The sequence below is a fragment of the Streptomyces sp. NPDC001406 genome (assembly GCF_042895285.1).
Classification (GTDB): Bacteria; Actinomycetota; Actinomycetes; order Streptomycetales; family Streptomycetaceae; genus Streptomyces.
Genome location: NZ_JBIAWG010000025.1, coordinates 44054 through 68489, shown reverse-complemented (window position 1 = coordinate 68489; position 24436 = coordinate 44054). Strand labels below are relative to the sequence as shown.

The following is a 24436-nucleotide window of genomic DNA, read 5'->3' as shown; positions in this document are numbered from 1 at the left end:
CCGGCGACTTCAAGCGCTGGTGCTGCTGGGCACCATGCTGGTCCTGCTCCTCCTCGGCGGAGCCGGCACCGCCTCGGCGCACGCCGCCCTCCGGTCCACCGACCCCGCGGACGGAAGCGTCCTCAAGTCCGCACCCGAGTACGTCACCCTGACCTTCACCGAGTCCGTCGCCCTGCTCGACGACTCCTTCCGGGTGTACGACCCCGCCAACCACCGGGTCCGCGCGGGCGAGGCACGGCACGCTCCCGGCAGCTCCGACACCGCCCGGGTCAGCCTGCCCGGCAAGCTCGGCACCGGCACGTTCACCGTGGCCTGGCGAGTCGTCTCGGCGGACAGCCACCCGGTCTCCGGCGCGTTCACCTTCTCCGTGGGCAAGCCCTCCCCGACCACGGCGACCGTGACCGACGGCGCCACCGAGGACCCCACGACCGTCGGCCTCTACAACATCGTGCGCTACGTCGCGTACGGCGCCGTCGCCCTGCTCATCGGCACGCTCGCGTTCCTGGCCCTGTGCCGCCCGCCGGAGTCCGGCCCGCTGCGCAGGCCGGTCGTGACGGGCTGGTGGACCGTGTTCGGGGCCAGTGTGATCCTGCTGGTGCTCCGAGCCCCGTACGAGGAGGGCACGGCCCCGGCGACGGCCTTGGACCTGTCCGCCCTGGCCCGTACGGCGACCGGCCGCCCGGGACTGGCCCTGCTGGCCCGCCTGGCGCTGCTGCTCGTCGCGGCCGCCCTGCTGCTGCGCGTGCGGCGCTGGTCCCGTCCGGCCCTCACCGCGGCGGGCGCCCTCTCCGTCGGCCTGGCCCTGACCTGGGCGGCCGCCGAGCACGCCTCGGCGGGCATCCAGGTGCCGGTGGCGATGGCGTCGTCCGTTCTGCACCTGCTGGCGATGGCGGTCTGGCTGGGCGGCCTCACGGCTCTGCTCACGATGCTGCACCGCGCCGCCGAACCGGTGCCGCCCGCCGTGGTCACCCGCTTCTCCCGCCTCGCCTTCACCTCCGTGACCGTCCTGGTCGTCACCGGCGTCTACCAGTCCTGGCGCGGCCTGGGCTCCTGGAACGCGCTCACGGACACGTCGTACGGCCGCCTCCTGATCGCCAAGCTGGGCGCGGTGACGCTGCTGCTGGCGGCGGCGGGTTGGTCGCGCCGGTGGACGGCGCGGCTGGTGGCCGCGCGGGTGACAGGGGCCGTACGGGAACGCGTACCGGAGCCGGTCGGAGGCCCGCCCGGGACACCGCCGGCACAGCCGGGCCTGCCTGACGCAACGTCCTCCGACGACCCGGACCCCGACCGTCGGGGCCTGCGCCGCTCCGTGCTCGCGGAGGTGACGGTCGGCGTCGCGGTGCTGGTGATCACGACCTTCCTGACGGGCACCCTGCCGGGCCGGGCGGCGGCCGAGGCGGCGGACCCGGGCACGGCGGCGACCGGCATTCCGACCGCCTCCGTCACGATGGTGCCGTTCCGGGTCGGCAACCACGGCGGCAAGGTGCAGATCACCCTGGACCCCGGCCGGGTGGGCCGGAACTCCGTGGAGGCCGTGGTCTTCGGCCCCGACGGCGGCCTGGCCACCGTCCCCGAACTCCGCCTCTCCTTCACCCTGGCCACCCAGAAGATCGGCCCGCTCGACGCCAAGGTCGCCGACAGGGGCGGCTACTGGGCCACCGACTCCCTCAATCTGCCGATCCCCGGCACCTGGACGATGAAGGTCACCGTGCGGGCGTCGGACCTGGACCAGGTGACGGTGTCGAAGCCGGTACGGATCGTGCGGTAGCGCTCCGCTAGACCGATCGTTTGATCGTTCGGCGCGTCCGCCGCCAGGCCGCCCGGCCCGGCGAAAAGGTGCCGGAGGGTGCTCGAAGGCGGGACCTCCCGTCCATTCGCGCGCTTCTCTGAGGAGTAATTGAGCATGAGTGCTGAGAACCGCCCCGGGTCCGGCATGGGGCCGCTGCCCAGCCAGGGCAGATGGCGCGTCGGCGGTGCCGCGGCGTCGTTGGCCGTCGTGGTGCTCGGTTTCGCCGAACCCGCGCTTGCGGCCCCGATGAGCACACTGTCGGCGCCCACGAGCTCGGTACATGCCACCGGCGGTGACGAGTGCCGCGGAAAGCACGACAAGTGCAAGGTCGGACCTCCCGGTCCGCGGGGGCCGCGGGGGCCGCGGGGGCCGCAGGGCGCACAGGGTGCAACCGGCCCGCAGGGACCGCAAGGTCCACAGGGCGACACCGGCCCGCAAGGACCCCAGGGCTCGCAGGGCGACCCCGGACAGACGGGTGCGCAGGGTGCGCAGGGCGCACAGGGTGCAACCGGCCCGCAGGGCTCGCAGGGCGCCATCGGCCCGCAGGGTGTAATCGGTCCGCAGGGCGCGCAGGGCGCGCAGGGCGCGCAGGGCGCGCAGGGCGCGCAGGGCGCGCAGGGTGCTCAGGGCGCTCAGGGTGCTCAGGGTGCTCAGGGTGCTCAGGGTGCTCAGGGTGCTCAGGGTGCTCAGGGTGCTCAGGGCGCTCAGGGTGCTCAAGGCGCTCAGGGTGCTCAAGGCGCTCAGGGTGCTCAAGGTGCTCAGGGCGCCCAGGGACCGGCAGTTCCCGAACCGGTCTTCGGCCAGTTCCTCGCGACCCAGATCGTGCGCGGCGCGACGCTTACTTGTGCGAGCACGTCCACGTCCACGTCCTTGTCAACGTGCAACGGGCCAAAGATCAACGGTCTCGACGTCCGGCTCGCGGTTCCCGAAGCGATTGCCATCTGCAATTTCGTCACCGGTCAGAACTTCAGCTCGGCGAGCGGGGCGGGCGCCGCCGCGAATCCCCACGTCATCTGGAACGGCACGACATGGGCGCTGGATTCCGCCGGCGCCACGCCGATGCTGACTATCACCTGCAATCGGTGAGCAGCGAGGCCGGCGGGCGACAGACCGCCCGCCGCCGCACCACCGCACGTCGGTGACGATCACTGTCCGGTGAGCCTTGACACACGTGCACGGGGCAAACGCCAGAGGGCCGGACCACTTTCCTGGTCCGGCCCTCTGGGCTGGCGGAGGATACGAGATTCGAACTCGTGAGGGGTTGCCCCCAACACGCTTTCCAAGCGTGCGCCCTAGGCCTCTAGGCGAATCCTCCGCCGGAAACATTACATGACCGAGGGGAGTGCTCGCGAACTCGTTCCTGCTGGCCGGGATCGGGTACTCTTTGCGCAGCCCCTCACGCGGCGCTATCTGACTGAACTCCCCCAGGGCCGGAAGGCAGCAAGGGTAGGTCGGCTCTGGCGGGTGCGTGGGGGGCGTCTGTGTTTGCGGGCGGGGATGGTTGTCAGTGGGCGCCTATAACCTCGTATGCGTGTCGTCTCTCGCGCTGTACCGCCGCTATCGCCCGGAGTCCTTCGCCGAGGTCATCGGGCAGGAGCATGTCACCGCCCCGTTGCAGCAGGCGCTGCGGAACAACCGGGTCAATCACGCGTACCTGTTCAGCGGGCCGCGCGGGTGTGGCAAGACGACCAGCGCGCGGATCCTCGCCAGGTGCCTGAACTGCGAGCAGGGGCCCACGCCGACCCCGTGCGGTGAGTGCCAGTCCTGCCAGGACCTGGCCAGGAACGGCCCGGGATCGATCGACGTGATCGAGATCGACGCCGCTTCGCACGGTGGTGTGGACGATGCCCGTGAGCTGCGCGAAAAGGCCTTCTTCGGCCCCGCGAGCAGCCGGTACAAGATCTACATCATCGACGAGGCCCACATGGTCACGTCGGCCGGCTTCAACGCGCTGCTCAAGGTCGTCGAGGAGCCGCCCGAGCACCTCAAGTTCATCTTCGCGACCACCGAGCCCGAGAAGGTCATCGGGACCATTCGCTCGCGCACCCATCACTATCCGTTCCGGCTCGTCCCGCCGGGCACCCTGCGGGACTACCTCGGCGAGGTGTGCCAGAAGGAGAACATCCCCGTCGAGGACGGTGTGCTCCCGTTGGTGGTGCGTGCGGGCGCGGGCTCCGTGCGTGACTCCATGTCCGTCATGGACCAGCTGCTCGCCGGTGCGGGCGCGGACGGTGTGACGTATGCCATGGCGACCTCCCTCCTCGGGTACACGGAGGGGTCGCTGCTGGACTCCGTCGTCGAGGCGTTCGCCACCGGGGACGGGGCCGCGGCCTTCGAGGTCGTCGACCGTGTCATCGAGGGCGGCAACGATCCCCGACGGTTCGTCGCCGACCTGCTGGAGCGCCTCCGGGACCTGGTGATCCTCGCCGCCGTTCCGGACGCCGTGGAGAAGGGGCTCATGGACGCCCCGGCGGATGTCATCGAGCGTATGCAGGCTCAGGCCGGCATCTTCGGCGCGGCCGAGCTCAGCCGCGCCGCCGACCTCGTCAACGAGGGCCTCACCGAGATGCGCGGCGCCACCTCGCCCCGCCTCCAGCTCGAACTCATCTGCGCGCGCGTGCTGCTGCCCGCCGCCTACGGCGACGAGCGCTCGGTGATGGCCCGCCTCGACCGCATCGAGCGGGGCGTCAACTTCTCCGGCGGCGGTGGTGCGCCCGCGGCGGGGTACGTTCCCGGTCCCGAGGCGCACATGGGTGCGGGACCGGCCGCCGGTGCGATGCCCGTTCCGCCGGGCGGTGGCATGGCGGCGGCCAGGGCTGCCGTGCGGGCCACCGGCGGCGGTTCGGACTCCGGTGGTGAACAGGGCGTCCAGCACCCGGCTCCGGCGCAGGCTCCCCCGGCGGCAGCCGCTCCGCAGCCATCCGCCCCGCAGCCATCCGCCCCGCAGCCATCCGCCCCGCAGCCATCCGCTCCCGCTCCCGCCCCCGCCGCCCAGGCCCCGGCCGCCGGTGCCTGGCCCACCGCCGCACCCACCGGCGCCGGCCGACGTCCCGGCGGCTGGCCGACGGCTGCCCCGGCGGGCAGCGGCCGGCCGTCGTCCCAGACTCCGGCCGCCCCCGGCCCCGCGGCCTCCGCGCCCCCGGCGGCGCCCGCCGCTCCCGCGGCACCCGTCACCCCCGCGGTCCCCGCCCCCGGCGGCCTCGACCCCCGCATGCTCTGGCCGAACATCCTGGAGGCGGTCAAGAACCGTCGTCGCTTCACCTGGATCCTGCTCAGCCAGAACGCCCAGGTGGCCGGGTTCGACGGCACCACCCTCCAGCTCGGCTTCGTCAACGCCGGCGCCCGCGACAACTTCGCGAGCAGCGGCAGCGAGGACGTGCTGCGACAGGCGCTGGCCGAGCAGTTCAACGTGCAGTGGAAGGTCGAGGCGATCGTCGACCCGTCGGGCGGTTCGGCGCCCCCGCCGCCCGGCGGCTCCCCGGGTTACGGCGGAGGCGGTGGCTACGGCAATCAGAGCGCCAGTGGCTACGGCAACCAGGGCGCCCCCGCGCAACGCCCCGCCGCGCCCCAGTCGTCCCCGGCCCCCCAGGCCCAGCCCCCGGCCCAGGCTGCCCCCACCCCGGCCCCGGCACCCCGGCCGACGGCCGCCCCGGAGCCGCCCCCGGTGGCCCCCGAGGACGACATCCCGGAGGACGACGACCCGGACCTCGACGAATCGGCCCTCTCCGGCCATGACCTCATCGTGCGGGAGCTGGGAGCGACGGTGGTCGAGGAGTTCTCGAACGAATAGAACGAATAGAACGAAAACGAATAGAACGAATAGGAGGGGCGGGGTCGGGACCGGCTCCGCGGAGCCCGTCGTTCGGAGGAACGTACAGCGGTCTCCGCCCCCGGCCTTCGGAAGCCCGTACAAACACCCCGGCCCGCGCCGGATAGGCTGACCCCGTGAAGGTCCTCGTCATCGGCAGCGGCGCCCGCGAACACGCCCTGTGCCGCTCCCTGTCCCTCGACCCCGACGTCACCGCGCTGCACTGCGCCCCCGGCAACGCCGGCATCGCCGAGGTCGCCGAGCTGCACCAGGTGGACGCCCTGGACGGCAAGGCCGTGTCCGCGCTGGCCACAGAGGTCGAGGCCGACCTCGTGGTCGTCGGCCCGGAGGCCCCCTTGGTCGCCGGGGTCGCCGACGCCGTGCGCGAGGCGGGCATCCCGGTGTTCGGCCCCTCCAAGGAGGCCGCGCAGATCGAGGGGTCCAAGGCCTTCGCCAAGGACGTGATGGCGGCCGCCGGCGTACCCACCGCCCGGTCCTACGTCTGCACGACCGCGGAGGAGGTGGCCGCGGCCCTCGACGCCTTCGGCGCCCCCTACGTGGTCAAGGACGACGGGCTGGCCGCCGGCAAGGGCGTGGTCGTCACCCACGACATCGAGGCCGCCAAGGCGCACGCGGCGGAATGCGAGCGCGTCGTCATCGAGGAGTTCCTCGACGGCCCCGAGGTGTCCCTCTTCGCGATCACCGACGGCGAGACCGTCGTCCCGCTCCAGCCGGCGCAGGACTTCAAGCGGGCCCTCGACAACGACGAGGGCCCGAACACCGGCGGCATGGGCGCGTACTCCCCGCTTCCCTGGGCCGAGCCCAAGCTGGTGGAAGAGGTCCTGCAGTCCGTTCTGCAGCCCACGGTGGACGAGATGCGCCGGCGCGGCACCCCGTTCTCCGGGCTGCTCTACGCCGGTCTCGCGATCACCTCGCGCGGTGTACGGGTCATCGAGTTCAACGCCCGCTTCGGCGACCCGGAGACCCAGGTGGTCCTGGCGCGCCTGAAGACCCCGCTGGCCGGCGTCCTGCTCGCCGCGGCGAACGGCGCCCTCGACGACCTGGCCCCGCTGCGCTGGAGCGAGGACGCGGCGGTCACCGTCGTCGTCGCCTCGCACAACTACCCCGGCACCCCGCGCACCGGCGACCCGATCACCGGTCTCGACCGGGTCGCCGCCGAGGACGCCCCGCACGCGTACGTGCTGCACGCGGGCACCCGGCGCGAGGGCGAGGCGGTCGTCAGCGCCGGTGGCCGCGTCCTGTCCGTCACGGCGACCGGCAAGGACCTCACCAAGGCCCGCGAGCGGGCGTACGCGGCCGTGGAGCGCATCGGCCTCGACGGTTCGCAGCACCGCACGGACATCGCCGCGAAGGCGGCGGCGGGCGCGTAGCCGCCGTACAAACGCCGTACGACTGCCGGGCAAACGCCGAGCAGCCGCCGTACGAACGCTGGATCAAAACGCTGGACGGCCACCGTCCTCGTGCCATGCCTCGGGCCCCGGAGAAATCCGGGGCCTGATCATTGCTGTCTGTCGTACACCTCTGACCAAAGCCATTCCATCGAGTGAGCAATGCCCCATCCGGCTGACGGGGGCCGAGGCCCCAACTAGGGTGCGGCGCAAGCGTTCCGGCACTTGGCCCACCGGCATTGCGATGTCTCCGGCGGGTGCCACAGTGGGGGAGTGAGCAACGCCAGGACAGCACCAGGGCATCAGCGGCATCAGCGAGGGGGTGACCTCCGGTCGTGACCGGAATGGGTGTGGAGGCGGGCGCGCAGGCGGCGCGGTCCCGGGCCCTCGCCGTGCTGCGGATCCGCGGCCGGGCGCTGGCCGTGGCCCTGCTGCCCGCGGCCGCCGCCGTGATCCTGCTGGCCGGCGGTTCCACGGGCCATCTGCCCGGCCGCGGCTGGGACCTCGCCCGCTGGACCATGAGCGGGGTCGCCCTGCTGGTGCTGCTGGCCGCCGCGGGCATCGCGCTGATCGTGGCCCGCTCCCGCCCGGCCGTGAGCCCGACGGTCGCGATCCCGGAGGAGTCCGCCCCCGACCTGTACCGGATGGTGCGTGACCTCGCCGACCGGCTCGACGTGCCCGCGCCCTCCGCCATAGCGCTCACCCCGGACTGCGACAGCTGGCTGGAGGACCGCACCCACCCCGCGCACGGCCCGCCCCCGCCCGAGCACCACGACGAGCTGGCGGACCCGGGCCGACGCGCCCAGCGCCGCACGGCGGCCGCGCCCGTCCTCGTCATCGGCTCCCCGTTCCTGTGGTGGATGCGGGTCGGCGAGCTGCGTGCGGTGCTCGCTCCGGTCGTCGCCGGTACGGGCCCCTCGGCGCACCCGGACATAGCGGCCGCCCGGCGTTTCGTCCGGGGGCTGGACGCGGCGGTCGCCGTGACCTCCGCACCCGGCCGTGGCCCGCTCGCCCGCTCCGTGCTGGCCGGCGTCGGCTGGGTGGCGCGACTGATGCTGCGCGGCTGCCGGGAGCACGCGGCCGAGATGGAGCGAGGCGTGGCCGCCGCGGCCGCCGAGCGTGCACAGGCTGTGGATTACGGCCTGCGGATCGTCGCCCAGGAACAGGTGGGGCTGGCGTACGCGGGCTGGGACCGGCTGCTGACCCGGGTCGCGCTGCCGGCCTGGCGGATGGGCCGCTGGCCCTCCCGGCTGGACGCGGGCGTGGTGGCGGCGCTGACCGAGCTGTCCCGGCGGGATCGCCTGGCCGAGGGCTTCGCCTCCCGGCTCGGCGAGCGTCCCGCCTGCGACCTGCTGGAAGAGCCCGGCCTTGTGGACGAGGCCGCCTCCCTGCTCGCCGCCCGCCTCTTCCACGGCGGCCCCGCGGAGCAGGGCCCGGACTGGTCCCCGGTGGACTGGCAGGAGTATCCGGACGAGGTCGTGGACCGGAAGTGGCGCACCGACGCGGCCCGTCTCCACCGCGTGCTGGACTCCCTCGGTGTCCGCGCCACCCCCGACCCCACCGCCCCGGCCCCCGACGGCCCGACCCTGTCCCGCGTCCTCGACCACCTGTCGGATCCACCGGACGAGGCCGACGGTGACCCCTCTCCGGCCGGTGCGTGCGGCGAGGGAGACGCGATTGCCGCGGAGGACGAGGACAAGACGCCCGAGGGCGTGGGCGCCGAAGAAGCCGGCGAAGACGCCGGGTACGACCGGGCCTTCCCCGGCACCGCCGCATACGACGACGAGCCCGACGGCGACTCCGAGAACCAGCACGGTGCCGCCCTCGCCGCGCGGCTCAGCGCGGAACTGGCCCGTGAGGAGGCCTCCGCCTGCGCCTCCGCACCGCCGACCGGCCCGGCCCGCCCCGGCCAGGGCCCCGACACCGGCCTGTGGGACGACGGCGCCCTGCCCCTGTTCCCCCTCCAGCCCCCGCGCACCGCCCGCGAGCTGCTCGCCGACCACGTCACGGCGATGGTGTGCTGCGCCGCGATGGACACGGCGGGCGCGGTCCCGGGCCTGGACTGGCTCGACGGCCCGTCCCTCCTCATCAACGGCGAGCGGGCCGCGGATCTGACCTCCCGGGTGCTCAGCCTGACCGAGGAAGGCGATCCGGACCCGCTTCGAGCCTGGCTGATCGAGTCGGGGATACGCCCGGAGAAGCCGGTACGGCTCGTCTGACCTCGGACGATGGTCCGTCGTAGCGGAGCGCCTTCTTCCATTTCAGGTCAATTCGCAACGAATAGTGACCGTGCGCGTGCGTTATGTGATGTGCTGGGACCGATCGCGCACATGGCAAGGGCTTACGACATACGACAGCCGCATCGCACGCACAGCACGGGGGCCCGAGGGAGGGGAGCGATCATGGGATCCGAGCAGATCCGCCGCTGGGAGTCGGGGGCACTCGCACACGCCGTCACGGACCCCTTCGGCCTGGGACCGGTTCCCTGGCTGCGCGGCAGCGAGACCTACTTCGACGACACCGGCCATGTCGTCCCCTGGTACGTGGACGCGACCCAGCAGCACGCGCCCCCGACGGGCACCGGCAGGCCGCGAGTGCCGGCTCCGCGCCCCTCCGGCGGCCCCCGCTCGGCGGACGACGTCCACCGCCAGATCAAGGGCTTCACCTCCACCGGCGCGGTCGCGCCCGGCGAGGCGGTCGACTTCCACATCACCGTCGACCCGCCCCAGCAGTTCGGCGTCGACATCTACCGCATCGGCCACTACGGCGGCGACGGCGCCGCCAAGATCACCACCAGCCCCCGGCTCTCCGGCATCGTCCAGCCCCCGCCGCTGACCGCCGACCGCACGGTCTCCTGCCACCACTGGTGGCTGTCCTGGCGGCTGCAGATCCCGTCGTACTGGAGCAACGGCGCTTACGTGGCCGTCCTCACCACCGCCGACGGCTACCGCTCCCACGTGCCGTTCACGGTTCGCGACAAACACCCCGCGGATCTGCTCCTACTGCTCCCCGACATCACCTGGCAGGCCTACAACCTCTACCCGGAGGACGGCCACACCGGCGCCAGCCTCTACCACGCCTGGGACGAGAAGGGCCGGCTGCTCGGCGAGGCCGACGCCGCGACCACGGTCTCCTTCGACCGCCCGTACGCGGGCGCGGGCCTGCCCCTGCACGTCGGCCACGCCTACGACTTCATCCGCTGGGCGGAACGGTACGGCTACGACCTCGCCTACGCCGACGCCCGCGATCTGCACGCCGGACGCGTCGACCCCACCCGATACCGGGGCCTGGTCTTCCCCGGCCACGACGAGTACTGGTCGACCCAGATGCGCCGCACGGTGGAGATCGCCCGCGAGAGCGGCACCTCGCTCGTCTTCCTCTCCGCCAACACCATGTACTGGCAGGTGGAGCTGGGCCCCGCCCCCTCCGGCGTGCCGGACCGCCTGCTCACCTGCCGAAAGCGCAAGGGGCCGGGCAGGCCGGTGCTCTGGCGCGAGATCGACCGCCCCGAACAGCAGCTGGTCGGCATCCAGTACGCGGGCCGGGTCCCCGAGCCCCATCCGCTGGTCGTCCGCAACGCCGGCCACTGGCTGTGGGAGGCGACCGGAGCCGGCGAGGGCGACGAACTGGCGGGCCTGGTGGCCGGCGAGGCCGACCGCTACTTCCCGCGCACCCCGCTCCCCGACCACGAGGAGCGCATCCTCCTCGCCCACTCCCCCTACACCGACAACGACGGCGTCCAGCGCCACCAGGAGACCTCCCTGTACCGCGCGCCCTCCGGCGCCCTGGTCTTCGCGTCGGGGACCTTCGCCTGGTCACCGGCCCTGGACCGGCCGGGACACGTGGACCCCCGTATCCAGCGGGCCACCGCCAACCTGTTGGACCGAATCTGCAAGCGAGACTGACCCCCTGTCGGTGGTCCATGTCCGATACGGGACAATCGAGCCATTGGACAGAACCACGGGGAGGAACCGTGTCCGGATTCGTAGAAAAGCCCGAGCCGATCCAGGTTCCGGGTCTGGTGCATCTGCACACCGGCAAGGTGCGCGAGCTGTACCAGAACGAGGCGGGCGACCTCGTGATGGTCGCCAGCGACCGCATGTCCGCCTACGACTGGGTGCTGCCGACCGAGATCCCCGACAAGGGCCGCGTCCTCACCCAGCTCTCCCTGTGGTGGTTCGACCAGCTCGCCGACCTGGTCCCCAACCACGTCCTGAGCACCGAGCTGCCCGCGGGCGCGCCCGCCGACTGGGCGGGCCGCACCCTGGTCTGCAAGTCCCTGCGAATGATCCCGGTCGAGGCCGTGGCCCGCGGCTATCTCACCGGCTCGGGCCTCGCCGAGTACCAGGAGTCCCGTACGGTCTGCGGCCTCGCCCTGCCCGAGGGTCTCGTCGACGGCTCCGAGCTGCCCGCCCCGATCTTCACCCCGGCCACCAAGGCCGAGGTCGGCGAGCACGACGAGAACGTGTCGTACGAGGAGGTCGCCCGGCAGGTCGGCGCGGACACTGCCGCCCAACTGCGGCAGACCACCCTCGCCGTCTACAACCGGGCCCGGGACATCGCCCGTGACCGCGGGATCATCCTCGCGGACACCAAGTTCGAGTTCGGCTTCGAGTCAGACACCCTCGTCCTCGCCGACGAGGTCCTCACCCCGGACTCCTCCCGCTTCTGGCCGGCCGACCAATGGCAGCCGGGCCGCGCGCAGCCGTCGTACGACAAGCAGTTCGTGCGCGACTGGCTGACCTCCGCCGAGTCCGGCTGGGACCGCAAGAGCGAGCAGCCCCCGCCGCCGCTGCCCCAGCAGGTCGTGGACGCCACGCGGGCGAAGTACATCGAGGCCTACGAGCGCCTGACGGGCCTGAGCTGGGCGTAACGCAATGGGCGTAACGCAAAAGGCCCCCGGGAGACCGGGGGCCTTGCTGGAGCGGACGACGAGGCTCGAACTCGCGACCTCAACCTTGGCAAGGTTGCGCTCTACCAACTGAGCTACGTCCGCATTGCGCTGCTGCGCGAGAGCAACTATACCCAACCTCGCTCTCGTGCGAGACGCACCGCCGTATGGCGGTTCTCGGCCCCGAGTTTCGTCACGGCCGAGGAGAGGTAGTTCCGCACGGTCCCCGGCGACAGCGCGGCCCGCTCGGCGATCTCCGCGACCGGTGCCCCGTCGGCGGCCAGCTCCAGGACCTCGGCCTCGCGCGCGGTCAGCGGCGAGTCCCCGGCGGAGATCGCGTCGGCGGCCAACTCCGGGTCGACGTAGCGGTTTCCGGCGTGCACGGTACGGATGATCTCCGCGAGCCGCTGGGCGCTGACGGTCTTCGGGACGAACCCGCGCACACCTGCCGCAAGGGCCCGTTTCAGATGGCCGGGCCGCCCGTGACCGGTGACGATCAGCACCTGGCAGCCGGGCAGTTCGGCCCGCAGGGATGTGGCGACCTTCACACCGTCGGCGCCCGGCATCTGAAGATCCAGGACCGCCACGTCCGGTTCATGGGCCCGCGCCATGGCGAGCGCCTCGGGCCCGGTCGCCGCCTCGGCGACCACGACGAGGTCGTCCTCCAGGGAGAGCAGCGCGGCCAGCGCCCCGCGGATCAGATGCTCGTCGTCGGCGAGCAACAGCCGTACCGGGGAACTCATGACGCAACTCCACTCACACTCGCCACGGGCACCTCTGCCACCAGCCTGAACCCGTCCTCCCCGACGCCGCCCGCCGTCAGGGTCCCGTCCACCACGGCCAGCCGCTCCCGCAGCCCCGCGAGCCCGGAACCCCCTCCCCCGTCGGGGGCCGCGGACGCTCCGTCGTTCTCCACCGTCAGCACCACACGCCCCTCCAGCACCCGCAGACTCACGGCACATCGCCGGGCGTCCCCGTGCCGCAGCACATTGGTGGTGGCCTCCCGCACGACCCAGCCGAGCGCGGACTGCACGTCGGCGGGCAGCCCGTCGGCGGCACCGGTGATGTCGCAGTCGATCCCGGCCGCCGTCAACACGCCCTGCGCGCCGATGAGTTCGACATCGAGGTCGGCCTCCCGATAGCCCCGTACGACATCGCGCACCTCCCGCTGCGACTCCTGTGCGATGCGCTGTACCTCGATCATCTGCTGCACGGCCTCCGGCCGCCCCCGCCGGGCCAGTTGCACGGCCAGCTCGCTCTTGAGGGCGATCACGGACAGGTTCCGCCCCAGGACGTCGTGCAGATCCCGTCCGAACCGCAGCCGCTCCTCGGCGACGGCGAGCCGGGCCTCGATCTCGCGGGCGCGTTCCGCCTCCCAGAGCACGGACAGGGTCCAGGCGCCGCAGCGCGCGGCCGTCAGGGCGAAGCCGGTGGCGAAGCCGCACACCACCGTCGTGGCGAGGACACCGAGACCGTCCAGGCGCACGATCGAGAGGGCGCCCACGATCAGCGCCGTGAGGACCGCGGATCGGCGCAGGAACACCGGGACGGACACAGTGAGCGCGTAGGGCAGTCCGAACGGCACGAGCACCGCCGCGATCGCCAGCCGGGCCGTGAGCGGATCGGTCCCGTCGACCGCGGCGAGTGCCATGATCAGGGCGAGCGCCAGGCCGAGCAGGACGGCGGCGGCGCGCTGGGAGCGGGGCGGCAGTTCGGCGCGCCCCAGGTAGTGGTCGAGCGCGGGCCGGACGAGCCGGCCCGCGGCGGCGCACTGCAGCAGGTCCACGGCGACCAGCAGCCCGCCGAGCACCATCGGCACGGGCCGCCGGTCGAGCCCGCCCACCAGCGGCAGCATCAGCCAGCTGAACGGAAGTACCCAGATGGTGGCGTACCAGGTGACCACGCTCTGCAGCTCGACGCGCTCCGCCTTGCTGCGCTCCCGCCAGTGACGCTGGTGCAACCGCCGTATCCGCCCCACCATGTGCTCCCCGGAACTCAGCGCCGCGGCTCCCACCGGAACCACCGCCGTACAGCAAACACCGCCAGAACGGTCCAGGCCAGCGTGGTCAGTACGGCGCCCAGCACCTCGTTCGCGCCGAGGTGGCCGGTCCAGCCCGCGCGGACCAGCCGGAGGGCGGGGGAGAGCGGGAGGAGGTCGCAGACGGAGGAGAGGCGGTCGGGCAGCACCTCGGTGGGGATCGCGACGCCCGAGCCGATCATCGACACGAGCACCAGGGGCAGTGCGGTGACCTGGGCGCTCTCGGTGGTCCTGGTGAAGGCCGAGGTGAGGGCGGCGAACGCGGCGCTCAGCACCAGGCCCGACAGGACGCCGAGCACGGCCAGCTGCGGCGCCCTGGGCGCCCCCGCGTCGAGGAGCACCGCGCAGCCCACGGACAGCACCAGCGCCTGGGCGAGTCCCACGCAGACCGCGGGCAGGGACGTGCCGACGAGGATCTCCAGGTCCCCGAGTTCGCCGGTGCGCAGCCGCTTGAGGACGAGTTCCTCGCGGCGGGTGACGAAGGAGCCCACCAGGGCGGTGTACACGCAGAAGAGGAAGGAGAAGCCGATCGAGGCCGTCAGCATCACCGTGCCGACGGTCAGCCCCTCGGCCTTGAGGTCGATCTGCTCGACCGCGGGCCGCACGGTGAACGGCAGCGCGAGCGGTACGAGCAGTGCCGTGAGGACGGCACTGCGGTTGCGGCCGAGCAGGGTGAGTTCGGCCCGGGCCAGGGCGCGCAGCCGCCGGGCCACCGGTGCGTGTGCGAGCGTGCTCATGCCGCTGCTCCTGCCGTGGGCTCCTGCTCCCGCGCGATGCCGAGGAACGCCTCCTCCAGCGAGGCCGACCGCATGTCGAGGCCGCGCAGTTCGACCCCGGCCCGCTCGGCCCACACCAGCAGCCCGGTGGCCGTCCGCTGGAGTTCCCGGGTGCGCAGCCGTACGGTCCTGCCCGCCACCTCGTGCCCGCACACCGCCAGCTCGGCGAGCGACGGCAGGTCGCCGAGGAAGTACCCCTGGGGCAGTTCGAAGGAGATGCGGGAGGGCCGGCCCGCGGTCACCTCGGCGGGCGTGCCGGAGGCGGCGATGCGGCCCTCGTGCAGGATCGCGAGCCGGTCGGCGAGGCCTTCCGCCTCCTCCAGGTAGTGCGTGGTGAGCAGCACGGTGGTGCCGGTGTCGCGCAGGGCCCGTACCAACTCCCAGGTGTCCCGGCGCCCTTCGACGTCGAGCCCGGTCGTCGGCTCGTCGAGGAACAGCACCTCGGGCTCGCCGAGCAGCGCGAGCGCCAGATCCAGGCGCCGCCGCTCACCTCCCGACAGCTGCTTCACCCGCACACCGGCCTTCCCGGCCAGCCCGACCAGCGCCAGTGCTTCGCCTTCCGGCCGGGCCCCGCTGGTGCAGCCGGCCCACATCCGCGCCGTCTCGGCGACGGTCAGCTCGGACGGGAAGCCGCCCTCCTGGAGCATCACACCGGTGCGCGGCCGTACGGCGGCCCGCTCCAGGTAGGGGTCGTGGCCGAGGACCCGCACCTGTCCGCCCGCCGGCGGCGTGAGGCCCTCCAGCAACTCGACCGTCGATGTCTTGCCCGCGCCGTTGGTGCCCAGCAGCGCGAAGATCTCGCCGCGGGCCACGGAGAAATTGATTCCGCGCACCGCCTCGAACCCGCCCCCGTAGACACGCCGGAGGTCGGTGACCTCGATCACGTGCTCGTGCTCGTTGATGTCCATGACCTCAGCGTCCCGGCGGGCGGGGCCTGGCAGCAGTGCGCGGTGTCATCACTCGGCATGACAAATGTCAGACGGACGGCACATAAAAAAGCCCCGGTCGCGAAGACCGGGGCTTCTCTGGAGCGGACGACGAGGCTCGAACTCGCGACCTCAACCTTGGCAAGGTTGCGCTCTACCAACTGAGCTACGTCCGCACTGCTCCCGACCGGCTCCCACCGATCGGTGCGAGCACCAGCCTACCCGATCCACAAGAGTCCTTGTGACGGTAGTGGTGCCAGAGCGGGTGACAGGAATCGCACACTGCGCCTTCCCCCTGGAAGGGGGATGTTCTACTACTGAACTACACCCGCATGTAGTCCGTGGGATCCGGCCTTTCGGCCTCGCCCCTCGGCGTGCTCCAGACATTAGCTGATCAGCAGGGGGGTAGCGCAAGTCGGCTGCTGACGGCTTCCAAGTCGGCTGTCCTCAGGGCCCGGTGACGGACCCTGAGGACTCACCCCTCGCGGGCGTCACTGGGCGGCGCTGAACGCCTCGTAGACCTTCTTGGGGATCCGGCCGCGCGCGGGCACGTCCATCTTGTTCGCCTGGGCCCAGGCGCGGACGGCCGCGGGATCGGGAGCGACCTCGGTCTGCCGGTAGGTCTTGCCCGACTTCGCCCTCTTGCGGCCGGCCGCCACGTACGGCTCAAGAGCCTTACGCAGTTTCTTGGCATTGGCTTGATTGAGGTCGATCTCGTACGACTTGCCGTCGAGTCCGAAGGCGATCGTTTCCGCCGCTTCCGAGCCGTCGATGTCGTCAAAGAGAGTGACCACGACCTTCTGCGCCACGAATATCGGTCCCTTCGTGCGACACCCCCTCTGCGGTGACGTGCCAAGACGCCCGGGAGATGTCGACTGTCCGCCTGTTAACGGGGAAAGTATCGGCTATTGCCAATTCATTTGTACAGTGCCCGGCAATGCAAAGTGAAGCCCGACTAAATCCGCCCGCGTGTCCGAGCGCAATAGCTGCCACGGGTGGACCGCCGAACTTTCCCAGATTTTTTGGTGAGGGCACCCGTTCGACACCTGATCGTGATGCCCGTCACGTAGTTTCCTACAATCTACTCGCGTAGAAATTTTGTGCGGGTAGTCTGAAGGAACCTGCTCAGCACCACACACCGGGAGTGCCAGTGGCACGCGTCGTAGTCGACGTCATGCTCAAGCCGGAGATCCTCGACCCCCAGGGCCAGGCGGTGCAGCGCGCACTGCCGCGACTGGGTTTCGAAGGCATCTCCGACGTACGTCAGGGAAAGCGATTCGAACTTCAAGTTGACGGCCCGGTCGACGAGGCCGCGCTCGCCCGCATCCACGATCTTGCGGAATCCTTCCTCGCCAACACCGTGATCGAGGACTTCACCGTCAAGGTGGAGGAAGTCGCGGAGGCCGCGAAGTGACCGCTCGTATTGGCGTCGTCACTTTCCCCGGAAGTCTCGACGACCGCGACACCCGGCGCGCGATCCGCCACGCGGGTGCCGAACCGGTCGCCCTCTGGCACAAGGACAAGGACCTCAAGCAGGTCGATGCCGTGGTGCTGCCCGGCGGTTTCTCCTACGGCGACTATCTGCGGGCCGGAGCCATCTCCCGCTTCTCACCGGTGATGGAGTCCGTCATCGAGCAGGCGAAGGCCGGACTTCCCGTCCTCGGTATCTGCAACGGCTTCCAGATCCTCACGGAAGCCCACCTTCTCCCGGGCGGGATGCTCGGCAACAACCACCTCCACTTCATCTGCCGCGACCAGAAGCTGCGGGTGGAGAACGCGGAGACCGCCTGGACGAGCGACTACAGCGCCGGCCAGGAGATCCACATCCCGCTGAAGAACATGGACGGCCGGTACGTCGCCGACGAGTACACGCTCGACAAGCTGGAGGCCGAGGGGCGGGTCGCCTTTCGGTACCTGGACTTCAACCCGAACGGCTCGCTCCGCGACATCGCCGGCATCACCAACGAGGCCGGCAACGTCGTCGGCCTGATGCCGCACCCCGAGCACGCCGTCGAGCCGCTGATCGGTACGGGCCGTACCGACGGCCTCCCGTTCTTCACCTCGATCCTCAAGAAGCTGGTGGGCGCATGAGCCGGACGCCTCTGGACACGGTCGAGCACGCGGCCGCGACCCCCGACGTCGAGCTGCCCTGGGCCGAACTCGGTCTGAAGAAGGACGAGTACGAGCGGGTCGTCGAGATCCTGGGCCGCCGCCCGACCGGCGCCGAGCTCGCCATGTACTCGGTCATGTGGTCCGAGCACTGCTCGTACAAGTCCTCCAAGGTCCATCTGCGCCAGTTCGGCGAGAAGGCCCCGCAGAGCGACGCGATGCTGGTGGGCATCGGTGAGAACGCGGGCGTCGTCGACGTCGGCCAGGGCTACGCGGTCACCTTCAAGGTCGAGTCGCACAACCACCCGTCGTACGTCGAGCCCTACCAGGGCGCGGCCACCGGTGTCGGCGGCATCGTCCGCGACATCATCGCGATGGGCGCCCGCCCGGTCGCGGTCGTGGACCCGCTGCGCTTCGGCGCGGCCGACCACCCCGACACCAAGCGCGTCCTGCCGGGCGTGGTCGCCGGTATCGGCGGCTACGGCAACTGCCTGGGCCTGCCCAACATCGGCGGCGAGGTTGTCTTCGACGCCTGCTACCAGGGCAACCCGCTGGTCAACGCCGGTGCCATCGGCGTCATGCGGCACGAGGACATCCACCTCGCGAAGGCGTCCGGCGCGGGCAACAAGGTCGTCCTGTACGGCGCCCGCACCGGCGGCGACGGCATCGGCGGCGCGTCGATCCTCGCGTCCGAGACCTTCGACGACGCCAAGCCCTCCAAGCGTCCGGCCGTCCAGGTGGGCGACCCCTTCCAGGAGAAGCTCCTCATCGAGTGCACCCTGGAGGCCTTCCAGGAGAAGCTGGTCGTCGGCATCCAGGACCTCGGCGCGGCCGGCCTGTCCTGCGCCACGTCCGAGCTCGCCTCCAACGGCTCCGGCGGTATGCGCGTCACGCTGGACGACGTGCCGCTGCGCGACTCCACGCTCTCGCCCGAGGAGATCCTCATGAGCGAGTCGCAGGAACGCATGTGCGCGGTCGTGGAACCGGAGAAGGTCGACCGGTTCCTCGAGATCTGCGAGAAGTGGGACGTCATCGCCACCGTCATCGGTGAGGTGACCGACGGCGACCGCCTGGAGATCTACTGGCACGGCGGCAAGATCGTCGACGTCGACCCGCGGACCGTGGCCCACGAGGGCCCGGTGTACGAGCGCCCGTACGCCCGCCCGTCCTGGCAGGACGAGCTCCAGGCGGACGACGCGAACAAGCTGCCGCGCCCGGCGACCTCCGAGGAGCTGAAGGACCAGGTCCTGAAGCTGGTGGGCTCGCCCAACCAGGCCTCCAAGAAGTGGATCACCTCGCAGTACGACCACTTCGTGCAGGGCAACACCGTCCTCGCCCAGCCCGAGGACTCCGGCATGATCCGCGTCGACGAGGAGACCGGCCTCGGCGTCGCGATCGCCACGGACGGCAACGGCCGGTATGCCAAGCTCGACCCGTACGCGGGCGCGCAGCTGGCTCTCGCCGAGGCCTACCGCAACGTGGCGACGACAGGCGCCAAGCCGCTCGCCGTCTCCGACTGCCTGAACTTCGGCTCGCCCGAGGACCCGGCGGTCATGTGGCAGTTCGCGGAGGCCGTGCGCGGTCTGGCGGACGCCTGCCAGCAGCTCGGCACCCCGGTGACCGGCGGCAACGTCTCCCTCTACAACCAGACGGGCGAAGCGGCCATCCACCCGACCCCGGTCGTCGCGGTCCTCGGCGTCATCGACGACGTCGCGCGTCGCACGCCGGTCGCCTTCCAGGAAGAGGGCCAGCTGCTCTACCTCCTCGGCGACACGCGTGAGGAGTTCGGCGGCTCGGCCTGGTCCCAGGTCGTCCACGACCACCTCGGCGGCCTGCCCCCGAAGGTCGACCTGGAGCGGGAGCGTCTGCTCGGCGAGATCCTGATCTCCGCCTCCCGGGACGGCATGATCGACTCCGCGCACGACCTGTCCGACGGCGGTCTGATCCAGGCGGTCGTGGAGTCGGCGCTGCTCAGCGGCAAGGGCGCGCGTCTGGTCGTACCGGACGGGCTCGACGCGTTCACCTTCCTGCTCTCCGAGTCGGCGGGCCGCGCGATCGTCGCCGTGCCGCGCTCGGAAGAGGTCCGCTTCAACGACATGTGCGGCGCGCGCGGCCTCCCGGCCACCCGCATCGGCGTCGTCGACGGCGACGCGGTGGAGGTCCAGGGCGAGTTCGCACTCTCCCTGGCCGAGCTGCGCGAGGCCCACGAGGGCACGATCCCGGCGCTGCTGGCGTGATCCCCGTCCCTGGGGCGTGATCTCCTTTCGGGACCGTCCCGCGGCAGCATGAAGGCCCCGCTCATCGTTGAGCGGGGCCTTCATGCTGCGCCGTCACCGCTGTGTCAGACCGCCACCCAGATCACCGTCGCCAGGAGGGCGAGCGAGCTGAAGATCTCCACGATGCCGATCTGCTTGGGCGTGAGACCGCGTCGGGGCAGGGTGGCCGCGCGGAGGAGGTAGCCGGTGAAGGGCAGCGCGTAGGGGAGGGCCAGCCAGGCCGCCGCCAGGAGCGCCGCGGCGTGGAAGGCGAGCGACGTGGTCATCATCCCGCGGTCGCCCCGGGCCCGGATCGTCGTTCTGACGAAGAGCAGGGAGCCGGTGAAGTAGAGGAGCGTCACCAGGGATGTGCCGGTTACCTGCCAGGGGGACGCTTCGCCGGCCACAGCCACGACCGGCAGGATCAGCGTCGCCGCCACGACCGAGACCAGTCCGTTGGCCAGGGCGCGGTCACGGCGGGCCTTGGCGAAGAAGCCGTTGACCGCGAGTACCGCCGCGAAGACCGGGGCGAAGAGGAGGATCTGTGGCCGGACGAGCAGAACCGTGACGCCGGCGGTCAGCGTGATGCTTCCGTAGACGAGGAGTTGTGTGCGGACCCGGGAGGGGCGACGGGTCTTGACGGCCAGCAGGCCGAAGTAGGACAGCAGATAGCCGCCCACCCAGCCCAGGAGTAGCGGGATCTGCACCCAGGAGAAGCCGACCTCGATCAGTCCGGCCAGGTAGGGGACCAGCAGCAAGGCCCAGGCGCCGTGCTGCGGAGGAACCCACTGGCCGCGCCGTCGGCGCCGGACCGGGGCGGAACGGGGCCCGGCTGCCCTGGCCGTGCTGCCCGACTCAACCGTCCTGGCTGACTCAGATGGTATCTGCGGGGACATGGGCTGCCTCGTTCTTGAGGGCCGAGTCGAGACGGATGAGTATGCCGTCGAGGATGTGCTGTGCCTCGGTCTCGTCGAAGTCCTCGCCCAGCCGGTTGCGTACGCCGTCATCGCTGAGCAAGGGAGGTCCTTTCCGGCGCGGCCGCTGCCACCGAAAGTGAAAACATGGGTGATAATAGAAACGAAAATTCTAGTTTCTACTAGAACGGACTCTAACATAACCGGCACCGCGTTACGGGGCGCGGGCGCGTGACCACCGCTTGGCCCTAGGCTCACCGCCATGCCCACGCCCAAGAAGCGCGCACGGACGTACGACCCCGCCAGGATCCGCGACGCTGTGCAGGCCCAGTTCGGGAACGTGCGCAAGGCCGTCCGCACCCTCACTTCCGAGCAACTCGCGCTGCCGACCCGGCTGGCGGACTGGACCGTACGGGAGCTGATCGCGCACATCGGGATGGCCGTCACCGCCGTCCACCGGGCGCTCGACGAGCCCGCGCCGCCCCGGCAGGACGTCACCGTCGTCGAGTGGCCCTTCGCCACCGCCGTCAATGCCTCCGCCATCGCCGACTTCACCCGGCGCCTGGTCGAGCGGCACCCCGACCTCGACGCCTATCTCGCCGACGTCGACCGGAGCCTGCGCGGGCTTCTCGACGAGCATCCCGGCAGCCGGCTGCTGGCGACCAGCGCGGGTGCCCTGCCCCTGGACGACTACCTCGTCACCCGCACCGTGGAACTCGTCGTCCACACCGACGACCTGAACGCGGCCGTACCGGGCCTCGACGTGCCCTACGACCGCCAGGCCCTCGCCGCGACCACCCGCCTGCTCGCCGACGCGCTCGCCGTGAAGGCCCCCGGCGGCTCCACCGAGGTCCGCATCCCGCCGTACGCCGTCGTGCAGTGCGTCGAGGGGCCCCGGCACACGCGCGGCACCCCGCCCAACGTCGTCGAGACCGACCCGCTCACCTGGATCCGGCTCGCCACCGGGCGGCTGCTCTGGAAGGACGCCATCGAGGCGGCGAAGGTGAGCGCGAGCGGGGAGCGGGCGGATCTCGCGGCCCTGTTGCCGCTGATGTCCTAGGAGGCGCGTGCGGAGGGAACCGATCTTCCGGGTCCGTCCGTCGAATCGACATGCGCAGGCACAAAGAGCGTCTGATCCTGGCGGCCGCCGCCGTCGTGCTCGTCGTTCCGCTCGCGGCGGCCTGTGGCAGCGGGCACCCGGGCAGCGGATCCGCCGGAGCCCAGGAGCCGGTGACCGGCGTCCACTGGATCGTCGACAGCGTCACCGTGGACGGCACGACACGCAGTGCCCCGGCGGGCGCCAACGTGACGATCGACGACAGCGGCAGGACCGAGGGCAACTACGGCTGCAACCACTTCACCGCGCGGGCCGCGTTCGAGGGCGACCGCGTCCGGCTCAGCGACACCACGGCGACCGAGATGGCGTGCGAGGCACGGCCCATGGCCTTCGAGCGGACCCTCGCCCGCACCCTCGCCGCCGGCCCCCTCACCACCCGGGTGAACGGCGACCGGCTGACCCTCACCACCACCGGGGGCGACACCGTCCGGCTGACCAAGGAGGAGGACGCCCCGCTCTACGGCACCAAGTGGACGATCACGGCACTCGGTGCCGGTGGCGACACCGTCAGCTCCCTGCCGAAGGGCGCCGACGCCCATCTCACCTTCGACCGCAGGAGCGGAAAGGTCAGCGGCCGCCTGGGCTGCAATCACGTCACCGCGCGCGCCACGGTCAGCGACACCCGTATCACCCTGGGCTCTCCCGCGACGACCCGAATGATGTGCGACGCCTCACTCATGCATACGGAAAAGAGTCTGCTGCGGCTCTTCGACGGCACCGTCAGCTACCGATTGGATCATCGAAACCTCACGCTGACCAGCGAAAACGGAGAGACCGTGACCGCCGTGGCCGACGAGTGACCGGTTGAGAACGCATAACTTCGGCGCATTGGCCAATTCGGACCAGTGGTCGATCTCGCCTACACTCGGTGCCGTGCCACGTGGTGACGGTCGACTCAATCACGATCTGCTCCCCGGCGAGAAAGGCCCCCAGGACGCGTGTGGCGTCTTCGGTGTCTGGGCTCCGGGTGAAGAGGTCGCAAAGCTCACGTACTTCGGGCTCTACGCCCTCCAGCACCGGGGTCAGGAATCCGCGGGAATCGCGGTCAGCAACGGCTCCCAGATCCTCGTCTTCAAGGACATGGGCCTGGTCTCCCAGGTCTTCGACGAGACCTCTCTCGGTTCGCTCCAGGGTCATATCGCGGTCGGTCACGCCCGCTACTCGACCACCGGCGCGTCCGTGTGGGAGAACGCCCAGCCGACGTTCCGCGCCACCGCGCACGGCTCCATCGCGCTCGGCCACAACGGCAACCTGGTCAACACGGCGCAGCTCGCCGAGATGGTCGCGGGCCTCCCCAAGGACAACAACGGCCGGTCCACCCGGGTGGCGGCCACCAACGACACCGACCTGCTGACCGCGCTCCTCGCGGCCCAGGTCGACGAGGACGGCAAGCCGCTGACCATCGAGGAGGCCGCGCACGCGATCCTCCCGCAGGTCAAGGGCGCCTTCTCGCTCGTGTTCATGGACGAGCACACCCTCTACGCGGCCCGTGACCCGCAGGGCATCCGCCCGCTGGTCCTCGGCCGCCTGGAGCGCGGCTGGGTCGTCGCCTCCGAGTCCGCCGCCCTCGACATCTGCGGCGCCAGCTTCGTCCGCGAGATAGAGCCGGGCGAGTTCGTCGCGATCGACGAGAACGGTCTGCGCACCTCCCGATTCGCGGAAGCGAAGCCCAAGGGCTGTGTCTTCGAGTACGTGTATCTCGCCCGCCCCGACACCGACATCGCCGGGCGGAACGTCTATCTCTCGCGCGTCGAGATGGGCCGCCGCCTCGCCAAGGAGGCCCCTGTCGAGGCCGACCTGGTGATAGCGACCCCGGAGTCCGGCACCCCGGCAGCCATCGGCTACGCGGAGGCCTCCGGCATCCCGTTCGGCGCCGGTCTGGTGAAGAACGCCTACGTCGGCCGGACCTTCATCCAGCCCTCGCAGACCATCCGCCAGCTCGGCATCCGGCTGAAGCTGAACCCGCTGAAGGAAGTCATCAGGGGCAAGCGCCTGGTCGTCGTCGACGACTCGATCGTGCGCGGCAACACCCAGCGTGCCCTGGTGCGCATGCTCCGCGAGGCCGGCGCCGCCGAGGTCCACATCCGGATCTCCTCGCCGCCCGTGAAGTGGCCCTGCTTCTTCGGCATCGACTTCGCCACCCGCGCCGAGCTCATCGCCAACGGCATGACGATCGAGGAGATCGGCACCTCGCTCGGCGCCGACTCCCTGGCCTACATCTCCATCGACGGCATGATCGAGGCGACCACGATCGCCAAGCCGAACCTGTGCCGCGCCTGCTTCGACGGCGAGTACCCGATGGAGCTCCCGGACCCCGAACTGCTCGGCAAGCAGCTCCTGGAGACCGAGCTGGCCGCAGGGCCCGCCGCCACGGCCGCGGCCGACGCGATCCGTCGCCCGTAAG

19 protein-coding genes, 4 tRNA genes and 1 other RNA gene are annotated in these 24436 nt (G+C 71.3%); 13 read left to right on the top strand and 11 right to left on the bottom strand.

What is annotated here, in order from left to right:
• Positions 1–19 precede the first annotated feature (19 nt).
• Positions 20–1768, top strand: coding sequence for a copper resistance CopC/CopD family protein (locus tag ACFY1J_RS41880; protein WP_390733062.1), 1749 nt, complete (start codon positions 20–22; stop codon positions 1766–1768).
• Positions 1769–3016: 1248 nt separating this feature from the next.
• Here the strand turns inward: ACFY1J_RS41880 and ACFY1J_RS41875 are convergent.
• Positions 3017–3104 (bottom strand) — tRNA-Ser (locus ACFY1J_RS41875).
• Between the two features lie 73 nt (positions 3105–3177).
• Here ACFY1J_RS41875 and ffs point away from each other — a divergent pair.
• From ffs to ACFY1J_RS41845, 6 genes are all read left to right on the top strand, one after another.
• An RNA gene (gene ffs / locus ACFY1J_RS41870) (signal recognition particle sRNA small type) lies at positions 3178–3272 on the top strand.
• 48 nt (positions 3273–3320) lie between these two features.
• Positions 3321–5579, top strand: coding sequence for a DNA polymerase III subunit gamma and tau (locus ACFY1J_RS41865; protein ID WP_390733046.1), 2259 nt, complete (start codon positions 3321–3323; stop codon positions 5577–5579).
• A gap of 155 nt (positions 5580–5734) precedes the next feature.
• Complete coding sequence (gene purD, locus ACFY1J_RS41860) at positions 5735–6988, top strand: phosphoribosylamine--glycine ligase (protein WP_390733045.1); 1254 nt, start codon at positions 5735–5737, stop codon at positions 6986–6988.
• Positions 6989–7350: 362 nt separating this feature from the next.
• On the top strand, positions 7351–9225 hold the full coding sequence (locus ACFY1J_RS41855) for a hypothetical protein (RefSeq protein ID WP_390733061.1): 1875 nt from the start codon (positions 7351–7353) through the stop codon (positions 9223–9225).
• A 183-nt stretch (positions 9226–9408) separates the two neighbouring features.
• A complete protein-coding gene (locus ACFY1J_RS41850; protein ID WP_390712312.1) occupies positions 9409–10911 on the top strand; it encodes a N,N-dimethylformamidase beta subunit family domain-containing protein in 1503 nt (500 codons plus the stop codon).
• A 68-nt stretch (positions 10912–10979) separates the two neighbouring features.
• Complete coding sequence (locus ACFY1J_RS41845) at positions 10980–11879, top strand: phosphoribosylaminoimidazolesuccinocarboxamide synthase (protein WP_390733044.1); 900 nt, start codon at positions 10980–10982, stop codon at positions 11877–11879.
• Between the two features lie 47 nt (positions 11880–11926).
• Here the strand turns inward: ACFY1J_RS41845 and ACFY1J_RS41840 are convergent.
• From ACFY1J_RS41840 to ACFY1J_RS41805, 8 genes are all read right to left on the bottom strand, one after another.
• Positions 11927–12002 (bottom strand) — tRNA-Gly (locus ACFY1J_RS41840).
• A gap of 23 nt (positions 12003–12025) precedes the next feature.
• Complete coding sequence (locus ACFY1J_RS41835) at positions 12026–12640, bottom strand: response regulator (protein ID WP_390733043.1); 615 nt, start codon at positions 12638–12640, stop codon at positions 12026–12028.
• Positions 12637–13878: a sensor histidine kinase gene (locus ACFY1J_RS41830; protein ID WP_390733060.1), complete on the bottom strand. Its 1242-nt coding sequence runs from the start codon at positions 13876–13878 to the stop codon at positions 12637–12639. Before ACFY1J_RS41830 ends, ACFY1J_RS41835 begins: the two co-directional genes overlap by 4 nt.
• A gap of 14 nt (positions 13879–13892) precedes the next feature.
• Positions 13893–14672, bottom strand: coding sequence for an ABC transporter permease (locus ACFY1J_RS41825; RefSeq protein WP_390712309.1), 780 nt, complete (start codon positions 14670–14672; stop codon positions 13893–13895).
• Complete coding sequence (locus ACFY1J_RS41820) at positions 14669–15619, bottom strand: ABC transporter ATP-binding protein (protein ID WP_390712308.1); 951 nt, start codon at positions 15617–15619, stop codon at positions 14669–14671. The genes ACFY1J_RS41825 and ACFY1J_RS41820 overlap by 4 nt, the downstream gene beginning before the upstream one ends.
• A 118-nt stretch (positions 15620–15737) precedes the next feature.
• Positions 15738–15813 (bottom strand) — tRNA-Gly (locus ACFY1J_RS41815).
• A gap of 84 nt (positions 15814–15897) precedes the next feature.
• A tRNA-Gly gene (locus ACFY1J_RS41810) sits at positions 15898–15969 on the bottom strand.
• Positions 15970–16128: 159 nt separating this feature from the next.
• Complete coding sequence (locus ACFY1J_RS41805) at positions 16129–16446, bottom strand: Lsr2 family protein (protein ID WP_263210394.1); 318 nt, start codon at positions 16444–16446, stop codon at positions 16129–16131.
• 341 nt (positions 16447–16787) lie between these two features.
• Between ACFY1J_RS41805 and purS the strand changes: the two genes are divergently transcribed.
• Genes purS through purL form a run of 3 tightly spaced genes read left to right on the top strand, consistent with a single transcriptional unit; the run spans position 16788 to position 19983 of the window.
• A complete protein-coding gene (purS, locus tag ACFY1J_RS41800) occupies positions 16788–17051 on the top strand; it encodes a phosphoribosylformylglycinamidine synthase subunit PurS (protein ID WP_363299597.1) in 264 nt (87 codons plus the stop codon).
• Positions 17048–17728, top strand: coding sequence for a phosphoribosylformylglycinamidine synthase subunit PurQ (gene purQ, locus ACFY1J_RS41795; RefSeq protein ID WP_390712307.1), 681 nt, complete (start codon positions 17048–17050; stop codon positions 17726–17728). Before purS ends, purQ begins: the two co-directional genes overlap by 4 nt.
• Positions 17725–19983, top strand: a complete 2259-nt coding sequence (purL, locus tag ACFY1J_RS41790; protein ID WP_390712306.1) for a phosphoribosylformylglycinamidine synthase subunit PurL — start codon at positions 17725–17727, stop codon at positions 19981–19983. The genes purQ and purL overlap by 4 nt, the downstream gene beginning before the upstream one ends.
• A gap of 104 nt (positions 19984–20087) precedes the next feature.
• Here the strand turns inward: purL and ACFY1J_RS41785 are convergent, their stop codons facing one another.
• Together ACFY1J_RS41785 and ACFY1J_RS41780 are read right to left on the bottom strand one after the other, a co-directional pair.
• Entirely contained in the window at positions 20088–20897 is an 810-nt protein-coding gene (locus tag ACFY1J_RS41785) for a YwiC-like family protein (protein WP_390712305.1), read from the bottom strand.
• Positions 20875–21018: a hypothetical protein gene (locus ACFY1J_RS41780; RefSeq protein WP_390712304.1), complete on the bottom strand. Its 144-nt coding sequence runs from the start codon at positions 21016–21018 to the stop codon at positions 20875–20877. Before ACFY1J_RS41780 ends, ACFY1J_RS41785 begins: the two co-directional genes overlap by 23 nt.
• A gap of 159 nt (positions 21019–21177) precedes the next feature.
• Between ACFY1J_RS41780 and ACFY1J_RS41775 the strand changes: the two genes are divergently transcribed.
• The 3 genes from ACFY1J_RS41775 (at position 21178) to purF (ending at position 24435) form a co-directional block, all read left to right on the top strand.
• Positions 21178–21975 (top strand): sterol carrier family protein, encoded by a 798-nt coding sequence (locus tag ACFY1J_RS41775; protein WP_390712303.1) that lies wholly within the window; start codon positions 21178–21180, stop codon positions 21973–21975.
• A gap of 50 nt (positions 21976–22025) precedes the next feature.
• On the top strand, positions 22026–22832 hold the full coding sequence (locus ACFY1J_RS41770; protein ID WP_390733042.1) for an META domain-containing protein: 807 nt from the start codon (positions 22026–22028) through the stop codon (positions 22830–22832).
• 73 nt (positions 22833–22905) lie between these two features.
• Positions 22906–24435: an amidophosphoribosyltransferase gene (gene purF / locus ACFY1J_RS41765; RefSeq protein WP_363299603.1), complete on the top strand. Its 1530-nt coding sequence runs from the start codon at positions 22906–22908 to the stop codon at positions 24433–24435.
• Position 24436 lies beyond the last annotated feature (1 nt).